Below are 18,680 nucleotides of genomic sequence, written 5' to 3' on the forward strand. Positions count from 1 at the left end.
GCGTCAACTGGTTTTTGAAGCTTTTTTGTCGCTTTGTGCTTTCCCTCAACGTCGCCGGCCTCAAGGGATGAGAACCTTTTCCACTTCGTCGACAAGATCGCGCAGGTGAAACGGCTTGGACAGCACCTTGGCATCCTTCGGCGCGGCCGAATCGGCATTGAGCGCGACGGCGGCGAAGCCGGTGATGAAGATCACCTTGAGATCGGGGTCGAGCTCGGTTGCCCGGCGGGCCAGCTCGATCCCGTCCATCTCGGGCATCACGATATCGGTCAGAAGCAGCGAAAACGGTTCCTCGCGCAGTCGGTCATAGGCGCTTGCGCCATTGTCGAAAGCGGCGACCTGATAGCCGGCCTTTTCCAAGGCTTTCACCAGGAAACGGCGCATGTCATCATCGTCTTCCGCCAGAAGAATTTTCAGTACCATCGGCTCAACCATATCGGCGCAACAGGCTTGTTTCTTAACCGGTCTGATAGACCCTATGTCGTAAACAAGCAATAAAGACGGGTTCAAAGTTTCCGCTCGGGCGGGCAACGGTCTTGGCAGGACCGGCGCGAGCGCGTAAATCTCCGGTATCAAAGGAGTTGCAGTGACAGAAAACGGCAGACATGATCCGCATTTTGACAAAGATGCGCTGTTCTTCGAGGTGATCCGTCCGGAACAGCAGACCCTGCCGCTCGTCTTCAATTCGCCCCATTCAGGCAGGGGCTACAGCGCGGCCTTTCTGGCGGCAAGCAGGCTCGATGCCAATGAAATCAGGCGGTCGGAGGATCTTTATGTCGACGAGTTGTTTTCGATGGCGCCGGCCTTCGGTGCGCCGCTGCAGCGTGCATTTTTTCCGCGCGCCTTTCTCGACGTCAACCGTGAACCCTTCGAACTCGACCCGCGGATGTTTTCCGGTGCCTTGCCCGCGCATATCAATGTAACCTCAATGCGGGTGGCCGGCGGGCTTGGAACTATTCCGCGGATCGTTGCGGAAAACATGCCGATCTATGCGGCGCCGATCGATGCCGAAGAAGGGCTGGCCCGCATCGAGAATATCTACCGGCCCTACCACCGCAGCCTCAAGCAACTGATGCAGGAGACCAGACGCCTGTTCGGCCGGGCCGTGCTGATCGACTGCCACTCGATGCCGGGCAGTGTCTCCGTCGGCGGTCACCGGCGCAAACCCGACATCATCATCGGTGACCGGTTTTCCACCAGTGCGTCCAGCGAAATCGCCTACGCGGCGATGTCGATCCTGGAGCGCATGGGCTTTGCCACGGCCTATAACAAGCCCTATGCGGGTGGTTTCATCACAGAACATTACGGCCGCCCCGCCGCCGATTGCCATGCCTTGCAGATCGAAGTCTCGCGCAGGCTTTACGCGGATGAACAGAATTATACCAAGAAGCCGGAATTCATCGCGCTCAAACAGGCGCTGACACTGTTTATGCGTGAGTTCGCCGCATTCCTCGCCGGCGAGGCTGATTCCGTCGGCCTTGCTGCGGAATGATTGCCCGCGCCGAATGGCGTCTCCGGCAATGAACGCAAAAAAAACCGCGCTTTAGGCGCGGTTAAGTCTAGGGAGGAAACACCCAAGGAGGGTATTCACAGTCGAAAGACTGTATGTATGACAGTAGATGACAGTGAAATGACTGTCAAGCTTTATTGCCTGAAATTTACGCAATGTGGCCTATTGTATATTTTTTGCGCGTATTGCCTCCTTTAAATGTTTTTTTGCCTTTTATATGAGCGGCCTGCCGCATGTCGGGCTTTGGAAAAACCGTTCAGATCACCCGCCTTCTCGTTTCGTCACAGGATATGCCATGTTGCCCGATCGTATCTTTTTCAACAGTCTCGCCGATGCCGCCGCCGCACAAACCTTGCCGCGGTTCCGGTCCGGTCTGAATGTCGACAACAAGCTGGCTGGCGGTTTTGATCCGGTGACGGAGGGGGACAGGGCGGCCGAAAGCGCTATCCGGCAGTTGATCGGCGAACATTATCCCGAACACGGAATACTCGGCGAGGAACACGGGTCGAGCGGGCTGGACCGCGAATATGTCTGGGTCATCGATCCGATTGACGGCACGCGGGCGTTTATTTCGGGCGTTCCCGTCTGGGGCACGCTGATCGGGCTTTATCACAACGGACGGGCGGTCATGGGGCTGATGGATCAGCCGTTTACCGGCGAGCGGTTTTTCGCCGATGCCGAGACCGCAGGGTTTGCCGGGCCGGGCGGGCCGCGCAGCCTGAAAACCCGGGATTGCCGGCGCCTTGAAGATGCGGTTCTCTTTACCACCTCGCCGAGGATCATGCAGGCCGAAGCCATGGCGCGTTACGACCGGCTGGAGAAGCGTGTGCGCCTCGCCCGTTATGGCATCGATTGCTACGCCTATTGCCTGCTTGCCGCCGGTTTTGCAGATCTCGTGGTTGAAAGCGATCTGAAACCCTATGACATCGGGGCGCTGATCCCCATTATCGAAAGAGCCGGCGGCGTGGTGACGACATGGACCGGAGAGCGGCCTGAAGGCGGCGGCGACATCGTGGCGGCGGCCACGCCGGCGCTGCATGCAGCAGCACTTGAAACGCTCTAACCGTTATCGGTCGCTGCCGAGTGGGTGTCGAGGAAACCGATGGTCGCTTCAAGGGCACGGTCCCTTGTGGCATCGGCTTCCTGAAAGATTTCATGCCCCGATTCCGGCAAGACCACGTGGTGTGCGCCAAGCCGTTCGGCAAGCCTGGCCTGTGCATCCGCCGGGATCACGCTGTCACGCCCGCCTGAAAGCACGAGGACCGGACAGCTGATGGATGCGAGCCTTTCCGGTTTTGTCATGCGTTTGATTTCGCCAATACAGGCCGACAGCCAGCCGTAGGAGACGGGCCCGAGCAGATAGGGCGGGTCATGTCGGGCGGCTTGAAGATTGCGCTCGTAACGGGTGCGGTCCGAGGTGTGGTGCTGGTCTTCGAAACGTGGCGGCGCGGTGCGGGCAACACCGGTTTGCCGGCCGCCGCGGCCCGTATGGCAGGCAAGCCAGGCGGCGGACCGGATCAGCCATGTCGGGTAGCGGTCATGGCGAAGGCCGACAAAAGGAGCGGCAAGCACAAGGCCGGCGAAACGTTCACGCCCGCTTTCGGCGGCGGAAAGCGCGATCAGCCCTCCAAGGGAATGGCCGAGCAGGAAACAGGGTGCCGGCATCGTGCCGCGGACATGCTGTTCAAGAAAATCGAGAATATCGCGCGGATAGTCTGAAAACCGCTCGATATGCCCGATATTGCGGTCTTCCGGGCGGCGGTCAGAGCCGCCCTGGCCGCGCAGGTCGAGAACGGCGACGGCATATCCCGCCTGGCGAAGGTCCGAGACGGTTTCTGCATATTTTTCGATGAATTCGGAACGTCCTGCCACGATCATCACGGTGGCACGGGCTTTCTCGCACCCGTAAAGGGCATAGCGCAGGCCGACGCCGTCAAAGGCGCGCATCCTGCCTGTCACGGGTTCTGTTTCCGCCGGTCTCTCGTGCATCTGGGGTTGCCGTCTGATGTGTTCGGTGGAGCCTGTGATGACGCGCGATTGCGGGCTTGGCAATGCCGGAGCGCGATTTGCGTAAAAAAAGGACCGGAACCGGGCGCTTGAACAGGGGTAAAAGCGACGCGGATCCGGCCAAGTAACCACCGTCACTGGGTCAAGAGTGGCGGTGGTGCCGGGACGGGTGCGCCGTAGTTCCCGGCAAGGACTGAATGGCGCATTTTGCCTGAACATGAGTTCAATGCGACATTCATATTGCGTTCATTCCGTGTGTTTTGTGTCGGCAATCGCACGGCATATTTGCAAAAGAGCGCTGAAAAAGGGGCATTTCTTCGACGAAACAGACCTTTGGGCGTTGCCTTTGTCCTCTTGAAATGTCGGGAATCATTTCCCAAATCAACGTGCGAGGACGCCAGGCTCTGGGTTCTCAACCGTTTTCCATAATCGCCGGTTTCGGGATTCACGGAAAACGTATCGCAAACAATCGTCGCTCAAAGGAGGACACTATGCGTAACGTTGATTTTTCGCCTCTCTATCGCTCTACCGTCGGCTTCGACCGACTTTTCAATCTCCTCGACTCGATGGGGCAGCCTGAACAGGCGCCTGCCTACCCCCCTTATAATATCGAACGAACCGGAGAGAACAACTACCGTATTTCAATGGCCGTCGCCGGCTTTAGTGAGAGCGAGCTTTCCATTGAAGCACATGCTAATGTACTGACCGTGAAAGGCGAGAAGGCCGATGAAGACGAAGATGGCAGCAGCGAATATCTCTATCGCGGCATTGCCAAACGCGCTTTTGAACGCCGCTTCCAGCTTGCCGACCACATGGAAGTGCGTGGTGCGACGTTGAGAAACGGCCTGCTGCATGTCGAATTGCTGCGCAATATTCCCGAGGCCATGAAACCGCGCCGGATCGCGATCGAGACCCGCGGCAGCGAGCCGAAGACGATTGCCGCGCAAAAGGATGTGGAGATGGATGCCGCCTGACGGCAGCCTCCCAACAAACGCGAAATGACACGGCGGCGCCCTCAGGGGCGCCGCCAGTTTATCGACAAAGCTGCCCCTCATTCCGGGTCATCCTCGGGCTTGACCCGAGGATCCAGGGCTACACGATGTGTTCTTGTTTGAAACCCTTTCTTGTCAAAGGGTTGAGCGGAATGGATGCTCGGATCACGTCCGAGCATGACACCTGTGGGGACGGCTGACGGAGGCAATAGCCCGCACGTTCTCGGGTTTGACAGCAGTCTGACGGCGCCCTCAGGGGCGCCGCTTTTGTATCAGGCCGGCTTTTTCATGATACGGGCTGCGAGATGGTCGACGGAGATCTTCCCCGGCCCGTAGACGATCAGCAGCACCAGCGGAACAGTCCAGAAAAGACGCTGGTCGAGAATGGCGCTGTCGGGAAACCGGTCGAACAGGGCGCCGATCGTCTCGGGGCCGACCTGATGCACGGTAATGTCCACAAGCGTCTGCACCGCAATGAAGCCCAGCATGCCAATGGCGCTGAGGCGGGTGAGGATGCCCGCAATGATCATCAGCGGCAGCAGGAATTCGGTATAGGTGCCAAGGTGGACAACAAGGCCCCAGGGCAGGAACGGAACGGCCGAGACATCGCCGCCGGCCGCCTCCACCGCAGGCAGTGCGATCTGATAATAGGCGGAATTGCTGACCATGAAAAAGCCGGCAATGCCTGATCCGACCTTGGTCAGCGCCGAGTTCAGAAAATAGAGCCAGAGCGTTGCCGCGAAAACAATGCGGGCGAAAAGGCCGGGAAACCATGGCGCCAGAAACGCCTGCAGGTCCGAGAACACACGATTGTAAAGTTGTGCGGCGGCACAGATGAATTTCATGTTGGTCTACTCCTCTGTGCTGGTTGCGGCGGCGAAAGCGCCCGTGCCGATCATTGCTGAAAATGCGTCGGCCGGATCGAGTTGCGGGTCGGCCTCTGTTCCCGCCCCGACGGCTTCACCGATGGTGCCGCCGCTCATGAGGGCTTCGAAGAAGGCGGCTTTGCCGGGGGCAAGCGTCATCACCGTGACGTCGAAATAGGGCCTGCTTATCAGCGCGATTTCCGCCGGCGTCGGGTCGAAGCCCTCGAGACCCGAGCCGTCGCGCACGCGGGTGAAAATGCTGGCCGCCGCGCTGCCCAAACGCAGCAGACGTGCTGCCGGATGCGGCTTCAGTGTGAGAGCCATCAGCGCCTCCGGCGAACAGCGCTGCAGCGCTTCGGGCGACAGCGGCGTCATATCGAGGGCGTGATAAGCATCGAGCCATGCCCGTTCCAGCCGGGCGACATCGGCAAGAAAGAAGAGTTCCTGTGCCGGTGCAAAACCGGCGATGAAGCCGGCGAACCCATGTCCGTATTGGGCAAGGACGGGGGAGCGGGGCGGTTCCCGTGCGATATATTCGGCAGCCATTGCGGCGAAGAAGTTCGCGCCTACCAGGTCCCGGGTTACCGGAAAGATGTCTGCAAGCGCTGCTTTCAGGCCGACGGCCACATTGTTGCGGTAAACGCCGAACCGTTTGACGGCCGGGCCGCCATGCGGATTGACGACCCCGGCCGGTGCGGTCTCGACCGGCGGAGAAAGCAGGGCGATTGCGAAACCGTCCAGCGTCACCTGTGCCGTTTGCGGTTCAGCCATGGCGGGCGCCGAGCAGGAAGCGCTCGCCTTCGTTCTTCATGACATCCTCGGCCAGTTGCGCCTCGCGTTTGAGAACCGGCCACTCCGGCACGTCATTGTCCCATTCGATCAGCGTCGGCAGGGGCCCGGTCTGGCGGATGACGAAGGCATAGAGCGCCCAGACGGCATCGTCGACCGGCCGGTCATGGGCATCGATCAGCAACGGCGCGCCGGTATCGTCGACATCCTCGGCATGGCCGGCCAGATGGATCTCACCTACCCGCTCCAGCGGAAAGGATTTGAGGTAGGATGTGGCGTCGAAACCATTGTTGACGGCCGAGACATGGACATTGTTGACGTCCAGCAGCAGGCCGCAACCGCTTTTGCGGGCGATCTCGTCCAGAAACAGGGTTTCGGGGATCGTGCTCTGAGAAAACGCCACATAGGTGGACGGGTTTTCCAACAGGATCTTTCTCTTGAGCCTGTTTTGCACCTGATCGATATGGTCGACGATATGCGCCAGCGTTTCGTCCGTATAGGGCAGCGGCAAAAGGTCGTTGTAATAGGCGTCGTCGTGGGTCGACCATGCCAGATGTTCGGAAACGAGGCCCGGTTGATAGCGATCGACGACGGTTTTCAGCCGTTCAAGATGATCGGGATCGATCCCGCGCGGCGAGCCGATCGACATGCCGACGCCATGGACGGACAACGGAAAATCTTCGCGCATGCGGGTCAGAATGCGGTGTGGATGGCCGCCCGCACCCATGTAGTTTTCGGCGTGGACTTCCAGAAAGCCCGTGCGATAGCTGTCATTCAGGATCGCGTCGGCATGGGCCGTCTTGAAGCCCGTGCCCGCGCGGTGGGGTATCGATTGCGAGCCGAAACGGCCCGGTTGTGCTTCGGCCATGCCGGTCGCTCCCGTTATGATGAATGGCGGAAAGGAAATGCCGCCGATGCTGGTCGCGCCGGCGGCATGCAAGCCGTGATCACATTTCGGGAAGGTCGCGGTCGAGCGGCGTCAGCGAACCCATGCGGTCGCCCGGCAGCTTCATGGTCGTGCAGGAGCCTTCGGCAACGGACTTCCAGGAATTGCCCTGATAGTCGACCTTGGAGGTTCCGGCGCAGGTGGTGCCGGGGCCTGCGGCGCAGTCGTTCTGGCCAGCCAGAGCAACGCCGTAGCATTTGACGTCGGCGGCCTGCGCGGGGGCGGAAGCGGCAAGACCGGTTACGGCGATTGCAAGTGCGCCGGCCAGCGTGGCGGCGTTGATTTTGTTGGTGCTCGACATGAATCTCTCCTGTTTGATCGATGTGTGTATTCGATTGTTGCGCAAGATTGATCTTGCAAGCAGGAGTATTTCAAAATCGGCCTTCAACTGGAAATCAATGGCACGTCATTCTGCCGTCACGCCGTGTCACCTGTCTGTGAGGGGGCGTTATTGCTGCGTGAGTGTTTCGGCTTCAAGGAAAGAGACGAAACGGTCGACTTCCGCTTCGGTAGTGGCGAAGCTGGTCACGCAACGCACCAGCACCTCGCCGTCATTGATAAGTCCGGGCTGGTCGGCCGGCGTCAGCCAGTCGTAAAACTGCGCCCCGGCCTTGCGTGCGGCTTCGGCGGCGCCCTTCGGCAGCACGATGAAGACCTCGTTGGACTGCGTTTCCCAGGCAAGACGCGCTGTGGCGGACTGGCGGAAGGCCGCGCGCATGCGTTCGGCCATGGCATTGGAGTGGCGGGCGAGATCAAGCCAGAGCCCGTCGGTGAGGTAGGCATCGAGCTGGGCGGAGATGAAGCGGGTCTTGGAGAAGAGATGCGCCGCGCGTTTGCGGATGAACGGCATTTCCCGCGCCTGTTCGGGGTTCATGAACACGATGGCCTCCGCGCACCAGCAGCCATTCTTGGTGCCGCCGAAGGAGACGATGTCGATGCCGCGCTTCCATGTCATTTCGGCAGGCGTCGTGTCGAGGGCGACCAGCGCATTGGCAAAGCGGGCGCCGTCCATATGGACTGGAAGATTGCTTTTCTTTGCGACGGTGGTGAGCGCTGCGATTTCATCCAGCCCATAGACGGTGCCGACTTCCGTTGACTGGGTGAGGGAGACGGCCATCGGCTGGCCGTGGTGGATAAAGTCTGCCGGATAGCGTGCGACGATGCGTTCAAGTTCGTCCGGCGTCATCTTGCCATGCGGCCCGGAAACGGTGGCCAGGCGGCCGCCGCCGGTGAAATATTCCGGCGCGCCGCCTTCGTCATTGGCGATGTGGGCGTCCTTGTGGCAGAAGACCACGCCGCCCGGCCGCCCGACGGATGACAGCGCCAGCGAATTGGCCGCCGTGCCGGTGCCGACGAAGAAGACGGCAACTTCGCGTTCGAAGATGTCGTTGAACCGGGCCTCGATCTTGCGGTCGAGCGGGCTGGCGCCATAGGCATTTGCATAGCCCGACTGCTCGCGCATCAGCGCCTCGCCGATGGCAGGATGGGCGCCGGACCAGTTGTCGGATGCAAAAAACATGGATAAGGACCTCAAAAACGTTCGGGAATGCGGTTTCCGGGATATCACGGAAAAGGCCGCTGTGTGTAAAGGGGCTTTCCGGTAAACGGGGTTGTGTCGGTCGATTTTCGCAGGAGATTGCGTGTATGCCTCGCAGCGACGTGGAATCTGCCTATAAAATGCCTTTTTCTTTCAGGTGTTTCGAAAGTGGATGAAGAAAAGTAACTTTGTTGCGCGGTCTGAGCCGGATTGGTAATAATCTCTCCCTGCCGGGTGCGCATTTTCATTATTTGCTTGCGACTTTCCGATGTTTCTGGCATGAGATGAAGATAGGACAGTTATGCTGTCCTATTTTTGTGTCCGGCTGTGCCGTGTGCCGCTAGCAAGGGGCTGACGTCCTGCCGCTTTATGGTCTATAATGATCTTATAAGCGGAGACCTCGTTCCGGCACGCCTTGGCAGGACTATCGACCGGAGCGCCGTTGATATGGTCAATCCGGTCCTAAACGAAAGATGATTGCGGCAAGCAGGGTGGATTTGCGCCTTTTCTATCCGCCTGCTCCACGATCCGGCTTCACCTGCATTTCTGCAGGTTTTAAGGAGATCTTGTATGACGAAGATGACGCCCTTAGCGCTTAGTGCTGCCCCGCTCACGCAGATGAACGTGACGCCTGCCGCCAAAACAGCTGCTGACGGCCGTCGTAACAAACGTCAGGGGCTCTACGATCCGAGAAACGAACACGATGCCTGCGGCGTCGGCTTCATCGCCCACATGAAGGGTGAGAAGTCGCACCAGATCGTCAAGGACGGGCTGTTCATTCTCGAAAACCTCACCCATCGCGGCGCTGTCGGCGCCGATCCGCTGATGGGCGACGGCGCCGGCATGCTGATGCAGATCCCGGACAGGTTTTTCCGTGAGGAAATGGCGGCCGAAGGTGTCGTGCTGCCGAAGGTCGGCGAATATGCCGTCGGCTACTTCTTCATGCCGCGCGATCCCGAACGCATTGCCCACTACCGGGACATCATCCAGAAGGTGATCGCCGACGAGGGCCAGAATTTCCTCGGCTTCCGTGAAGTGCCGGTCGACAATTCCTCGCTGTCGAAGGCGGAGGATATTGCGGCGACTGAACCCTACCACCTCCAGGTCTTTATCGGTGCCGGCGAACGGGCCGATACGCAGGCCGATTTCGAACGCCGCCTGTTCATCCTGCGCAAGGTGATTTCCAACACGATCTTTGCCGAATCGGACGGTGCCACCGAGGACTTCTACATCGTCTCGATGTCGTCCTCGACGATCGTCTACAAGGGCATGTTCCTCGCCTATCAGGTCGGCGCCTATTACAAGGACCTGGCCGATCCGCGCTTCGAATCGGCGGTGGCGCTGGTGCATCAGCGGTTTTCGACCAACACCTTCCCGTCGTGGAAGCTGTCGCATCCCTACCGCATGGTCGCCCATAACGGCGAGATCAACACCCTGCGCGGCAACGTCAACTGGATGGCTGCGCGTCAGGCTTCGGTGTCCTCACCGCTCTTCGGCGACGACATTTCCAAGCTGTGGCCGATCTCCTATGAGGGCCAGTCCGATACCGCCTGTTTCGACAATGCGCTCGAATTCCTGGTGCAGGGCGGCTACTCCATGGCGCATGCCGTGATGATGCTGATCCCGGAAGCCTGGGCCGGCAACATGTCGATGGACCCGCAGACGCGGGCATTTTACGAGTATCACGCAGCGCTTATGGAGCCGTGGGACGGCCCGGCCGCCGTTGCCTTTACCGATGGTCGCCAGATCGGCGCCACGCTTGACCGTAACGGTCTGCGTCCGGCGCGTTACCTGATCACCAAGGATGACCGCATCATCATGGCATCCGAGGCCGGCGTGCTGCCGGTTGAGGAAGAAAATATCGTTGCCAAATGGCGTCTGCAGCCCGGCCGCATGCTTCTCATCGACATGGAAAAGGGCCGGATCGTCTCCGATGACGAGATCAAGTCCGAGCTTGCCGGCATGCATCCCTATCAGCAGTGGCTCGACCGCACGCAGCTGATCCTCGAGGAACTGAACCCGGTGGAACCGCGCGCGCTGCGCCGCGACGTGTCGCTGCTCGACCGTCAGCAGGCCTTCGGCTACACGCTGGAAGACACCAAGATCCTGATGTCGCCGATGGCGACGACGGGGCAGGAAGCCATCGGCTCGATGGGCACCGATACGCCGATTTCGGCAATGTCGGACAAGTCGAAGCTGCTTTACACCTATTTCAAGCAGAATTTCGCCCAGGTCACCAACCCGCCGATCGACCCGATCCGCGAGGAGCTGGTGATGAGCCTCGTGTCCTTCATCGGCCCGCGTCCGAACCTCCTCGACCATGAGGGTGCAGCGCGCGAGAAGCGTCTGGAAGTGCGCCAGCCGATCCTGACCAATGGCGATCTGGAGAAGATCCGCTCCATTGGGCATACCGAGGACCGGTTCGACACCAAGACGCTCGATATCACCTATGATGTCGATGAGGGCGAAGCCGGCATGCCGGCGATGATCGACCGCCTGTGCGAACGTGCCGAAGCGGCCGTGCGCGGCGGCTACAACATCATCGTGCTGTCCGACCGTCAGATCGGCCCCGACCGGATTGCCATGCCCGCGCTGCTGGCAACGGCGGCCGTGCACCATCACCTGATCCGCAAGGGGCTGCGCACGTCGGTCGGTCTCGTGGTCGAATCGGGCGAACCGCGCGAAGTGCACCACTTCTGCTGTCTCGCCGGTTACGGCGCGGAAGCCATCAATCCCTATCTCGCCTTCGATACGCTGGCAGACATGCACGCCAAGGGGCTGTTCCCCGAGGAAGTGGACGCCGGCGAGGTGATCTACCGCTATATCAAGGCAATCGGCAAAGGCATGCTGAAGGTCATGTCCAAGATGGGCATTTCGACCTACCAGTCCTATTGCGGCGCGCAGATCTTCGACGCCATCGGCCTGTCGTCGGAATTCGTCGAGCGCTTTTTCTTCGGTACGGCCTCGATGATCGAGGGGGTTGGCCTGAAGGAAGTCGCGGAAGAAACCGTGGCCCGGCATCGCTCCGCTTTCGGCAAGGACCCGGTTCTCGCCTCCACGCTCGATATCGGCGGCGAATATGCATTCCGCATGCGCGGCGAAGCCCATGCCTGGACGCCGGATGCGGTCGCTGAGCTGCAGCATGCCGTGCGCGGCAATGCCCGTGACCGCTATGATGCGTTTGCCAGGATCGAGAACGCTTCGTCCTTGCGGATGAACACCATCCGCGGCCTGTTCCGCATCAAAAATGCAGAGGAAATCGGCCGCAAGCCGGTTTCGGTTGACGAGGTCGAGCCGGCCTCTGAAATCGTCAAGCGGTTTTCGACCGGTGCGATGTCGTTCGGTTCGATTTCGCGTGAGGCGCATACCACGCTGGCGATTGCCATGAACGAGATCGGCGGCAAGTCGAACACCGGCGAAGGCGGCGAGGAATCCGACCGTTATCTGCCGCTGCCCAGCGGGGCGACGCCGAAGGAGCGTTCGGCGATCAAGCAGATCGCTTCGGGCCGCTTTGGCGTTACCACCGAATATCTGGTCAATGCCGATCTGTTGCAGATCAAGGTGGCGCAGGGCGCAAAGCCCGGCGAGGGCGGTCAGCTGCCCGGCCACAAGGTCGATGCGACGATTGCCAAGACCCGCCATTCGACGCCGGGCGTTGGCCTGATCTCGCCGCCGCCGCATCATGACATCTACTCGATCGAGGATCTGGCGCAGCTGATCTACGACCTGAAGAACGTCAACCCGGCGGCCGATGTTTCGGTCAAGCTGGTGTCGGAAGTGGGCGTCGGCACGGTTGCCGCCGGCGTCGCCAAGGCGCGCGCCGATCACATCACCGTTTCCGGTTTCGATGGCGGAACCGGCGCTTCGCCGCTGACCTCGCTGAAACATGCCGGCAGCCCGTGGGAAATCGGCCTTGCCGAAACCCAGCAGACGCTGGTGCTGAACGGGCTTCGCTCCCGCATTGCGCTGCAGGTCGATGGCGGCCTGAAGACCGGTCGCGACGTGCTGATCGGCGCCATGCTCGGTGCCGACGAGTTCGGCTTCTCCACCGCGCCACTGATTGCCGCAGGCTGCATCATGATGCGCAAGTGCCATCTGAACACCTGCCCGGTCGGCGTTGCCACCCAGGACCCGGTCCTGCGCAAGCGCTTCAAGGGCCTGCCGGAGCACGTCGTCAACTACTTCTTCTTCGTGGCCGAAGAACTGCGCGAGATGCTGGCCGAACTCGGCTTCACCAGCCTCAACGAGGTGATCGGCGCGGTCGAGCTGCTCGACAAGGACGAGGCGATTGCCCACTGGAAATCGCAGGGTCTCGACTTCTCGAAGATTTTCCACAAGGTGGCAGCACCCAAGGAAGCCACCTACTGGACCGAGCGGCAGAAGCACCCGATTGACGATATTCTCGACCGCAAGCTGATTGAAAAGGCAATGCCTGCCCTTGAACGCAAGGAAAAGGTCGCCTTCGACATCGACATCAAGAATGTCGACCGTTCGGCAGGTGCCATGCTTTCCGGTGAAGTGGCCAAGCGCTGGAACCAGAAGGGCCTGAAGGAAGACACGATCTCCGTTACCCTTCATGGTACGGCCGGTCAGTCCTTCGGTGCGTTTCTGGCCAGCGGTGTCACCTTCGATCTTATCGGTGACGGCAACGACTATGTCGGCAAGGGGCTTTCGGGCGGCAAGATCATCATCCGTCCGCCGGAAAATTCGCCCGTCGTGCCGGAAGAATCGATCATCGTCGGCAATACCGTGCTTTACGGCGCCACGGCCGGTGAATGCTATTTCCACGGCATTGCCGGTGAGCGTTTTGCGGTCAGAAACTCCGGCGCGATTGCCGTTGTCGAAGGCGTTGGCGACCATGGCTGCGAATACATGACCGGCGGTCTTGTCGTCGTGCTCGGCTCCACGGGGCGCAACTTCGCGGCCGGCATGTCGGGCGGTGTCGCCTACGTTCTCGATGAGGATGGCGGCTTTGCCGATCGCTGCAACATGGCCATGGTCATGCTGGAGCCGGTGCCGGAAGAAGACGACATGCTGGAGAAGCTGCATCATCACGGCGGCGACCTCATGCACAAGGGCCGCGTCGACGTTTCCGGCGACATGACCCGTCATGACGAGGAGCGTCTGGTGCGCCTCATCAACAATCATCTGCTCTACACCGGTTCGGCCCGCGCCAGGGCCATTCTGGACGACTGGGCGCATTACCGCCCGATGTTCCGCAAGGTGATGCCGGTCGAATACCGGCGCGCGCTTGAGGATATGGAGCGCATGCGCATGGGTGTCGCAGCGGAATAACAGGCAAAGGATAACTGTCGGCGTCCCGTCCGCGTGTGTGCGGGGCGCTTTCTTGCGCGCGCCAGGGGCGCGAAATATCAGCTTGAAGCAGTCAGGATTACGAAATGGGCAAGGTTACTGGGTTTTTGGAAATCGACCGGCAGGTGGCGAAGTATCAGCCGGCCTCCGACCGCATTCGCCACTTCCGTGAATTCACCATCCCGATGTCGGAACCGGAAGTGCAGAAACAGGCCGCCCGTTGCATGGACTGTGGCATTCCCTATTGCCACGGCCCGACCGGCTGTCCGATTCACAACCAGATTCCGGACTGGAACGACCTCATCTACAATGGCAACTGGAAGGAGGCGATTGCAAACCTGCATTCGACCAATAACTTCCCGGAATTCACCGGCCGTGTCTGCCCGGCGCCGTGCGAGGAGTCGTGCACGCTGAACCTGGAAGATATCCCGGTTGCCATCAAGACCATCGAACAGGCGATTGCCGACAAGGCTTATGAGCTTGGCTACATCGTGCCCAAGCCGGCAACGATGAAGACCGGCAAGCGGGTTGCCATCATCGGCTCCGGCCCGACCGGCATGGCGGCCGCCCAGCAGCTCGGCCGCGCCGGCCACGAGGTTGACGTTTATGAGCGGGAATCCCGGCCCGGCGGGCTTCTGCGCTACGGCATTCCCGATTTCAAGATGGAGAAGAACTTCATCGACCGCCGTGTCGAGCAGATGCGCGGCGAGGGTGTGACCTTCCATTGCGGCGTCAATATCGGCGTCGATGTGAAGGTCGAGCAGCTGCTTTCCGATTATGATGCTGTGCTCTACAGCGGCGGCTCGGAAGCCCCGCGTCCGTCCGGGATCGAAGGCAGCGATATTCACGGCGTCTATGACGCCATGCCGTTCCTGGTTCAGCAGAACCGGCGGGTTGGTCGCGAGAATATCGAGAGCACCGGATGGCCGTCGGAACCCATTCTGGCGGGCGGCAAGCATGTGGTTGTCGTGGGCGGCGGCGATACGGCGTCGGACTGTGTCGGAACCGCATTCCGTCAGGGCGCGGTCAAGGTGACCCAGCTCGACATTCGCCCGCAGCCGCCGGAAAAGGAAGACAAGCTTGCGGTCTGGCCGTTCTGGCCGACCAAGATGCGGACGTCTTCCTCGCAGGCGGAAGGCGCGATCCGTGAATTCCAGGTGGGTACGCTTGAATTTGTCGGTGAGGACGGTGTTCTCACCGGTGTGAAGTGCTGCCATGTCGACGAAAAGCGGCGGCCGATTGCCGGTACGGAATTCGTCATCAAGGCCGATCTTGCCTTTATCGCGCTCGGCTTTCTGGGGCCGCACAAGGAGGGCCTCGTTGCCGAACTGGATGGCAGGCTGGAGCTGAACACCAACCAGCGCGGTGCGGTCAATGTCGTTGCCAATGACCAGGATTACAAAACCTCGGTCGACAAGCTCTGGGCGGCCGGTGATATCCGTCGCGGCCAGTCGCTGGTCGTCTGGGCGATCCGCGAAGGCCGTCAGGCAGCGCGCGCGATCGATGAAACGCTGATGGGTGAGACCCTGCTGCCGCGCTGATGCCTTTTTCCGCCCTTGTAGCCGGAATACCGTTTCCGGTTGCAGGGGCGGTCTGCCTTCTTCGTAAGTCCTCTTTTACCGATGATCCGCGTGGCGCTGTTCCGGCGCCGGGCTGACGGACTTTTTTCCGAAAAAAAGAGGCAATCGGACCGAAAAACCGGCCAAGCGCCGTGTCGTCGAATTGCACCCCCTCTTGCATCTTGCTAAGCCTGACCAATATTGGAAAAAAATTGGTTTCAGGCTTTTTCAGTCATTGCAATGAAGGAGAGTATTTTGGCTCACAACAAGAAGGTTCGTAAGGCGGTTTTGCCGGTTGCCGGTCTTGGAACGCGGTTTCTTCCCGCAACCAAGGTTGTTCCCAAGGAAATGCTTCCGGTCGTGGATAAACCGATCATCCAGTATGTTGTCGATGAGGCGATTGAAGCCGGTATCGAACACTTTGTTTTTGTCACGGGCCGCAACAAACACGTTATCGAAGACTATTTCGATATCCAGTACGAGCTGGAAGCAACGCTGAAGGCGCGCAACAAGAATGCCGAACTGAGCCTGCTCTCTTCCATGCTGCCGGAAGCCGGCACCTCCACCTTTACCCGCCAGCAGGAGCCGCACGGGCTTGGCCACGCTGTGTGGTGCTCGCGCGAAATCGTCGGCCCGGAACCCTTCGCGCTGATCCTGCCCGACATGGTCATGGATGCCGAAACTCCGTGCCTGAAGGGTATGATGGATGTCTACGAGGTTTCCGGCGGCAATGTCGTTTCCGTTGAGGAATGCGACCCGGAACTGGCGCATAAATACGGTATCGTCGGTGTTGGCGATGCCGTCGGCAACGGTTTCAAGATCACCCAGATGGTCGAAAAGCCGGAGCCGGGCACAGCGCCGTCCAATTATTTCATCAACGGCCGCTATATCCTGCAGCCGGAGATTTTCCCGATCCTGGAAACGCTCGAACGCGGCGCCGGTAACGAAATCCAGCTGACCGACGGCATGCTGAAGCTTGCCGGCGAGCAGGAATTTTTCGGCTACAAGTTCGATGGCCAGACCTTCGACTGCGGCTCGAAGGAAGGCTTCATCATCGCCAATATCGCATTGGCGCTGAAGCGTGACGACATTCGTCCGAAGGTCGAAGACGATCTCAAAGCCCTGATCGCAGCGCTGAAATAACAGACCGGAAATACAATGAGGCCCGGCAAGACCGGGCCTCGTCATGAAAACCGGGCGGCGCAGATGCGTCGCCTTTTTTTGTTGCCGAAAGAACTGATCATGCCCTTAAACGCCGACATGCCGTCTGAACCGACTATTGTTCCGCTCATTGAGGGGGCGGAGAACCGGTTGCAGGGGTGTTGGCCCGATCGGCAGTTCGATGCCGTCAGCCGCCCGGAAGTCCACACCTGGCGGGCGCGTGATCCCTGGGCGCGGGCGCTGCTCTTTGTCGGCGGCGGATACACGAAGCTGGTCTATGACAAGGAAGGGGCGGAGGTTGCCTCCTGGCTGAACGCGCAGGGTATCGACGTTCATCTGGTCGTGCACCGGCTTCCCGGCGCCCCTGATGGCAAGGGCGGGGTTCACCCGAAAGACATAGCGCTTGTTGATGGGCTGCGGGCGCTTGATGTCGTGGCGGCGGAGCAAAGCGATCTGCCGCTGTTTCATGTCGGGCTGTCGTCCGGCGGTCATCTTGCCGGGGTCATGGCCTGCCAAAAGCACGACCTGAAACCCGCCGGCGCCGTGATTGCCTATGCCCCGATCAATGCCAATCACCGCAAACACAAGTTCCCCGAAGGCAAGCCGGATTATCCGCCGGTGGAAAAACAGGATTTTTATGACGACTGGCCGATCGGCCTTGCCGATTACCCCCACGGGCTGCCGTCAGTCCCGGTGTTTCTTGCCTATGCGCTTAGTGACCGGTCGGTGCCGCTGCAGCATGCGTTGCGTTATGTCGAAACGGCAGCAGCCGGGGCGCTGGATGTCGACCTGCATGTGTTTGCCGATGCGCCGCATGGTTTCGCCTTGCGCGCACTCGATGGCACCCAGGCGGCCTGGCCGGGGCTTGCTGTCGACTGGATGAAGCGCAAAGCCGCAAAGACGGCAACGCAGCAGGTTGGTTGAGAGCAGCAGCCGGTGAGCCCTTGCGACCGAATGGTTATTGATTGCAAAACCCAAAGGCGCTAACAGCGGTGCATGGCAGATGTGACAGACAAGACCCCCGGCAACGACGCAACCCGTTCCGCACTCAGAACGATCGCATTCGAGCGCAAGGGGCTGGATGCGCTTGCTGCAGCACTTGAAAACGGGCTGGCGGAACCTTTTGACAAGGCCGTCGCGCTGCTTCGGGAAACGCAGGGGCATGTCATTATCTCCGGCGTCGGCAAGAGCGGTCATATCGGCACCAAGATTGCGGCGACCTTCGCGTCCACCGGCACGCCGGCCTTTTTCGTGCATCCCGCCGAGGCCAATCACGGCGATATGGGAATGATTTCCCAGAAAGACGCCGTGGTCGCGCTTTCGTGGAGCGGGGAAAGTAGCGAACTGACGGCGCTGGTCGCCTATACGCGCCGTTTCGCCATTCCGCTGATTGCAATTACCGCCGGGGTGAAATCGTCACTGGCGCTGGCGGCCGATATCGTGCTCGCCCTGCCGAAGGCCGAAGAAGCCTGTCCGCACGGGCTTGCGCCGACGACGTCAACGACCATGCAGCTTGCGCTTGGCGATGCGCTGGCGATTGCACTGCTTGAGGTGCGGGGCTTTTCCGCGGGCGATTTCAAGGTCTATCACCCGGGCGGCAAGCTCGGCGCGCTGCTTTCGCATGTGGCCGACATCATGCATGTGGGCGAGGAAATTCCACTGGTGCGTTCAGGCACGCCGCTGCCGCAGGCGATCATGGAATTGTCGAAGCGGCGCTTCGGCTGCGTCGGCGTGCTGTCGGATGACGGCCGGCTGGCAGGCATCGTCACCGATGGCGACCTTGCGCGCAACCTGTCGCGCGACATGAGTGCGCTTGCCGTCGACGATGTGATGACGGCAGGGCCGAAGACGGTGAAGCCATCGATGATGGTGTCGGGTGCGCTGGCGCTGATCCACAAGCACAATATTTCCGCGCTGATGGTGGTCGATGACGACAACCGTCCGGTCGGCATCGTGCATTTCCACGATTTCCTGCGGATCGGCGCGGCCTGATCCTTTCC

15 protein-coding genes are annotated in these 18,680 nt (G+C 60.3%); 8 read left to right on the plus strand and 7 right to left on the minus strand.

What is annotated here, in order from left to right:
- Positions 1–60 precede the first annotated feature (60 nt).
- Positions 61–423 (minus strand): cell cycle two-component system response regulator CpdR, encoded by a 363-nt coding sequence (gene cpdR / locus ABID12_RS02215; RefSeq protein WP_354432923.1) that lies wholly within the window; start codon positions 421–423, stop codon positions 61–63.
- A gap of 163 nt (positions 424–586) precedes the next feature.
- On the opposite strand from cpdR, the gene ABID12_RS02220 reads away from it, so the two are divergent.
- Together ABID12_RS02220 and hisN are read left to right on the plus strand one after the other, a co-directional pair.
- Positions 587–1,492: an N-formylglutamate amidohydrolase gene (locus ABID12_RS02220; RefSeq protein WP_354432924.1), complete on the plus strand. Its 906-nt coding sequence runs from the start codon at positions 587–589 to the stop codon at positions 1,490–1,492.
- A gap of 313 nt (positions 1,493–1,805) precedes the next feature.
- Positions 1,806–2,573, plus strand: coding sequence for a histidinol-phosphatase (gene hisN, locus ABID12_RS02225; protein WP_354432925.1), 768 nt, complete (start codon positions 1,806–1,808; stop codon positions 2,571–2,573).
- On the opposite strand, the gene ABID12_RS02230 is transcribed toward hisN, so the two are convergent.
- Complete coding sequence (locus ABID12_RS02230; RefSeq protein WP_354432926.1) at positions 2,570–3,469, minus strand: alpha/beta fold hydrolase; 900 nt, start codon at positions 3,467–3,469, stop codon at positions 2,570–2,572. The genes hisN and ABID12_RS02230 overlap by 4 nt on opposite strands.
- A gap of 539 nt (positions 3,470–4,008) precedes the next feature.
- Here ABID12_RS02230 and ABID12_RS02235 point away from each other — a divergent pair.
- The gene (locus ABID12_RS02235; protein ID WP_106307694.1) at positions 4,009–4,491 is read left to right on the plus strand and encodes an Hsp20 family protein; all 483 of its coding nucleotides are present in this window, start codon (positions 4,009–4,011) and stop codon (positions 4,489–4,491) included.
- 290 nt (positions 4,492–4,781) lie between these two features.
- Here ABID12_RS02235 and ABID12_RS02240 read toward each other — a convergent pair whose 3' ends face one another.
- The 5 genes from ABID12_RS02240 to ABID12_RS02260 all read right to left on the minus strand — a co-directional run bounded on the left by ABID12_RS02240 (position 4,782) and on the right by ABID12_RS02260 (position 8,629).
- On the minus strand, positions 4,782–5,354 hold the full coding sequence (locus ABID12_RS02240) for a DoxX family protein (RefSeq protein ID WP_354432927.1): 573 nt from the start codon (positions 5,352–5,354) through the stop codon (positions 4,782–4,784).
- A gap of 6 nt (positions 5,355–5,360) precedes the next feature.
- Positions 5,361–6,146: an HvfC/BufC family peptide modification chaperone gene (locus tag ABID12_RS02245; protein WP_354432928.1), complete on the minus strand. Its 786-nt coding sequence runs from the start codon at positions 6,144–6,146 to the stop codon at positions 5,361–5,363.
- Positions 6,139–7,032 (minus strand): MNIO family bufferin maturase, encoded by an 894-nt coding sequence (bufB, locus tag ABID12_RS02250; RefSeq protein ID WP_354432929.1) that lies wholly within the window; start codon positions 7,030–7,032, stop codon positions 6,139–6,141. The genes ABID12_RS02245 and bufB overlap by 8 nt, the downstream gene beginning before the upstream one ends.
- Before the next feature lie 79 nt (positions 7,033–7,111).
- Complete coding sequence (locus ABID12_RS02255) at positions 7,112–7,411, minus strand: BufA1 family periplasmic bufferin-type metallophore (protein ID WP_106307685.1); 300 nt, start codon at positions 7,409–7,411, stop codon at positions 7,112–7,114.
- Positions 7,412–7,558: 147 nt separating this feature from the next.
- Positions 7,559–8,629 carry a threonine aldolase family protein gene (locus tag ABID12_RS02260; protein ID WP_354432930.1) on the minus strand — a complete coding sequence of 357 codons (1,071 nt, stop codon included), beginning with the start codon at positions 8,627–8,629 and terminating at the stop codon, positions 7,559–7,561.
- Positions 8,630–9,265: 636 nt separating this feature from the next.
- Between ABID12_RS02260 and gltB the strand changes: the two genes are divergently transcribed.
- The 5 genes from gltB (at position 9,266) to ABID12_RS02285 (ending at position 18,672) form a co-directional block, all read left to right on the plus strand.
- A complete protein-coding gene (gene gltB / locus ABID12_RS02265) occupies positions 9,266–13,942 on the plus strand; it encodes a glutamate synthase large subunit (RefSeq protein WP_354432957.1) in 4,677 nt (1,558 codons plus the stop codon).
- Between the two features lie 104 nt (positions 13,943–14,046).
- Positions 14,047–15,501: a glutamate synthase subunit beta gene (locus ABID12_RS02270; RefSeq protein WP_106307676.1), complete on the plus strand. Its 1,455-nt coding sequence runs from the start codon at positions 14,047–14,049 to the stop codon at positions 15,499–15,501.
- A gap of 273 nt (positions 15,502–15,774) precedes the next feature.
- Positions 15,775–16,662, plus strand: coding sequence for a UTP--glucose-1-phosphate uridylyltransferase GalU (galU, locus tag ABID12_RS02275; protein ID WP_106307981.1), 888 nt, complete (start codon positions 15,775–15,777; stop codon positions 16,660–16,662).
- Positions 16,663–16,761: 99 nt separating this feature from the next.
- Entirely contained in the window at positions 16,762–17,604 is an 843-nt protein-coding gene (locus ABID12_RS02280; protein WP_354432931.1) for an alpha/beta hydrolase, read from the plus strand.
- A 72-nt stretch (positions 17,605–17,676) separates the two neighbouring features.
- Positions 17,677–18,672: a KpsF/GutQ family sugar-phosphate isomerase gene (locus ABID12_RS02285; RefSeq protein ID WP_354432932.1), complete on the plus strand. Its 996-nt coding sequence runs from the start codon at positions 17,677–17,679 to the stop codon at positions 18,670–18,672.
- Positions 18,673–18,680 lie beyond the last annotated feature (8 nt).

The sequence above is a fragment of the Martelella mangrovi genome, assembly GCF_040545495.1.
GTDB lineage: Bacteria > Pseudomonadota > Alphaproteobacteria > Rhizobiales > Rhizobiaceae > Martelella > Martelella mangrovi.

Bases quoted from the DNA above. Each gene is read 5' to 3' on its own strand.
- ABID12_RS02260 (WP_354432930.1), bottom strand. From the start codon at position 8,629: ATGTTTTTTGCATCCGACAACTGGTCCGGCGCCCATCCTGCCATCGGC.
- ABID12_RS02245 (WP_354432928.1), bottom strand. From the start codon at position 6,146: ATGGCTGAACCGCAAACGGCACAGGTGACGCTGGACGGTTTCGCAATC.
- ABID12_RS02280 (WP_354432931.1), top strand. From the start codon at position 16,762: ATGCCCTTAAACGCCGACATGCCGTCTGAACCGACTATTGTTCCGCTC.
- ABID12_RS02240 (WP_354432927.1), bottom strand. From the start codon at position 5,354: ATGAAATTCATCTGTGCCGCCGCACAACTTTACAATCGTGTGTTCTCG.
- ABID12_RS02285 (WP_354432932.1), top strand. From the start codon at position 17,677: ATGGCAGATGTGACAGACAAGACCCCCGGCAACGACGCAACCCGTTCC.
- ABID12_RS02270 (WP_106307676.1), top strand. From the start codon at position 14,047: ATGGGCAAGGTTACTGGGTTTTTGGAAATCGACCGGCAGGTGGCGAAG.
- ABID12_RS02255 (WP_106307685.1), bottom strand. From the start codon at position 7,411: ATGTCGAGCACCAACAAAATCAACGCCGCCACGCTGGCCGGCGCACTT.
- ABID12_RS02235 (WP_106307694.1), top strand. From the start codon at position 4,009: ATGCGTAACGTTGATTTTTCGCCTCTCTATCGCTCTACCGTCGGCTTC.
- hisN (WP_354432925.1), top strand. From the start codon at position 1,806: ATGTTGCCCGATCGTATCTTTTTCAACAGTCTCGCCGATGCCGCCGCC.
- cpdR (WP_354432923.1), bottom strand. From the start codon at position 423: ATGGTACTGAAAATTCTTCTGGCGGAAGACGATGATGACATGCGCCGT.
- gltB (WP_354432957.1), top strand. From the start codon at position 9,266: ATGAACGTGACGCCTGCCGCCAAAACAGCTGCTGACGGCCGTCGTAAC.
- bufB (WP_354432929.1), bottom strand. From the start codon at position 7,032: ATGGCCGAAGCACAACCGGGCCGTTTCGGCTCGCAATCGATACCCCAC.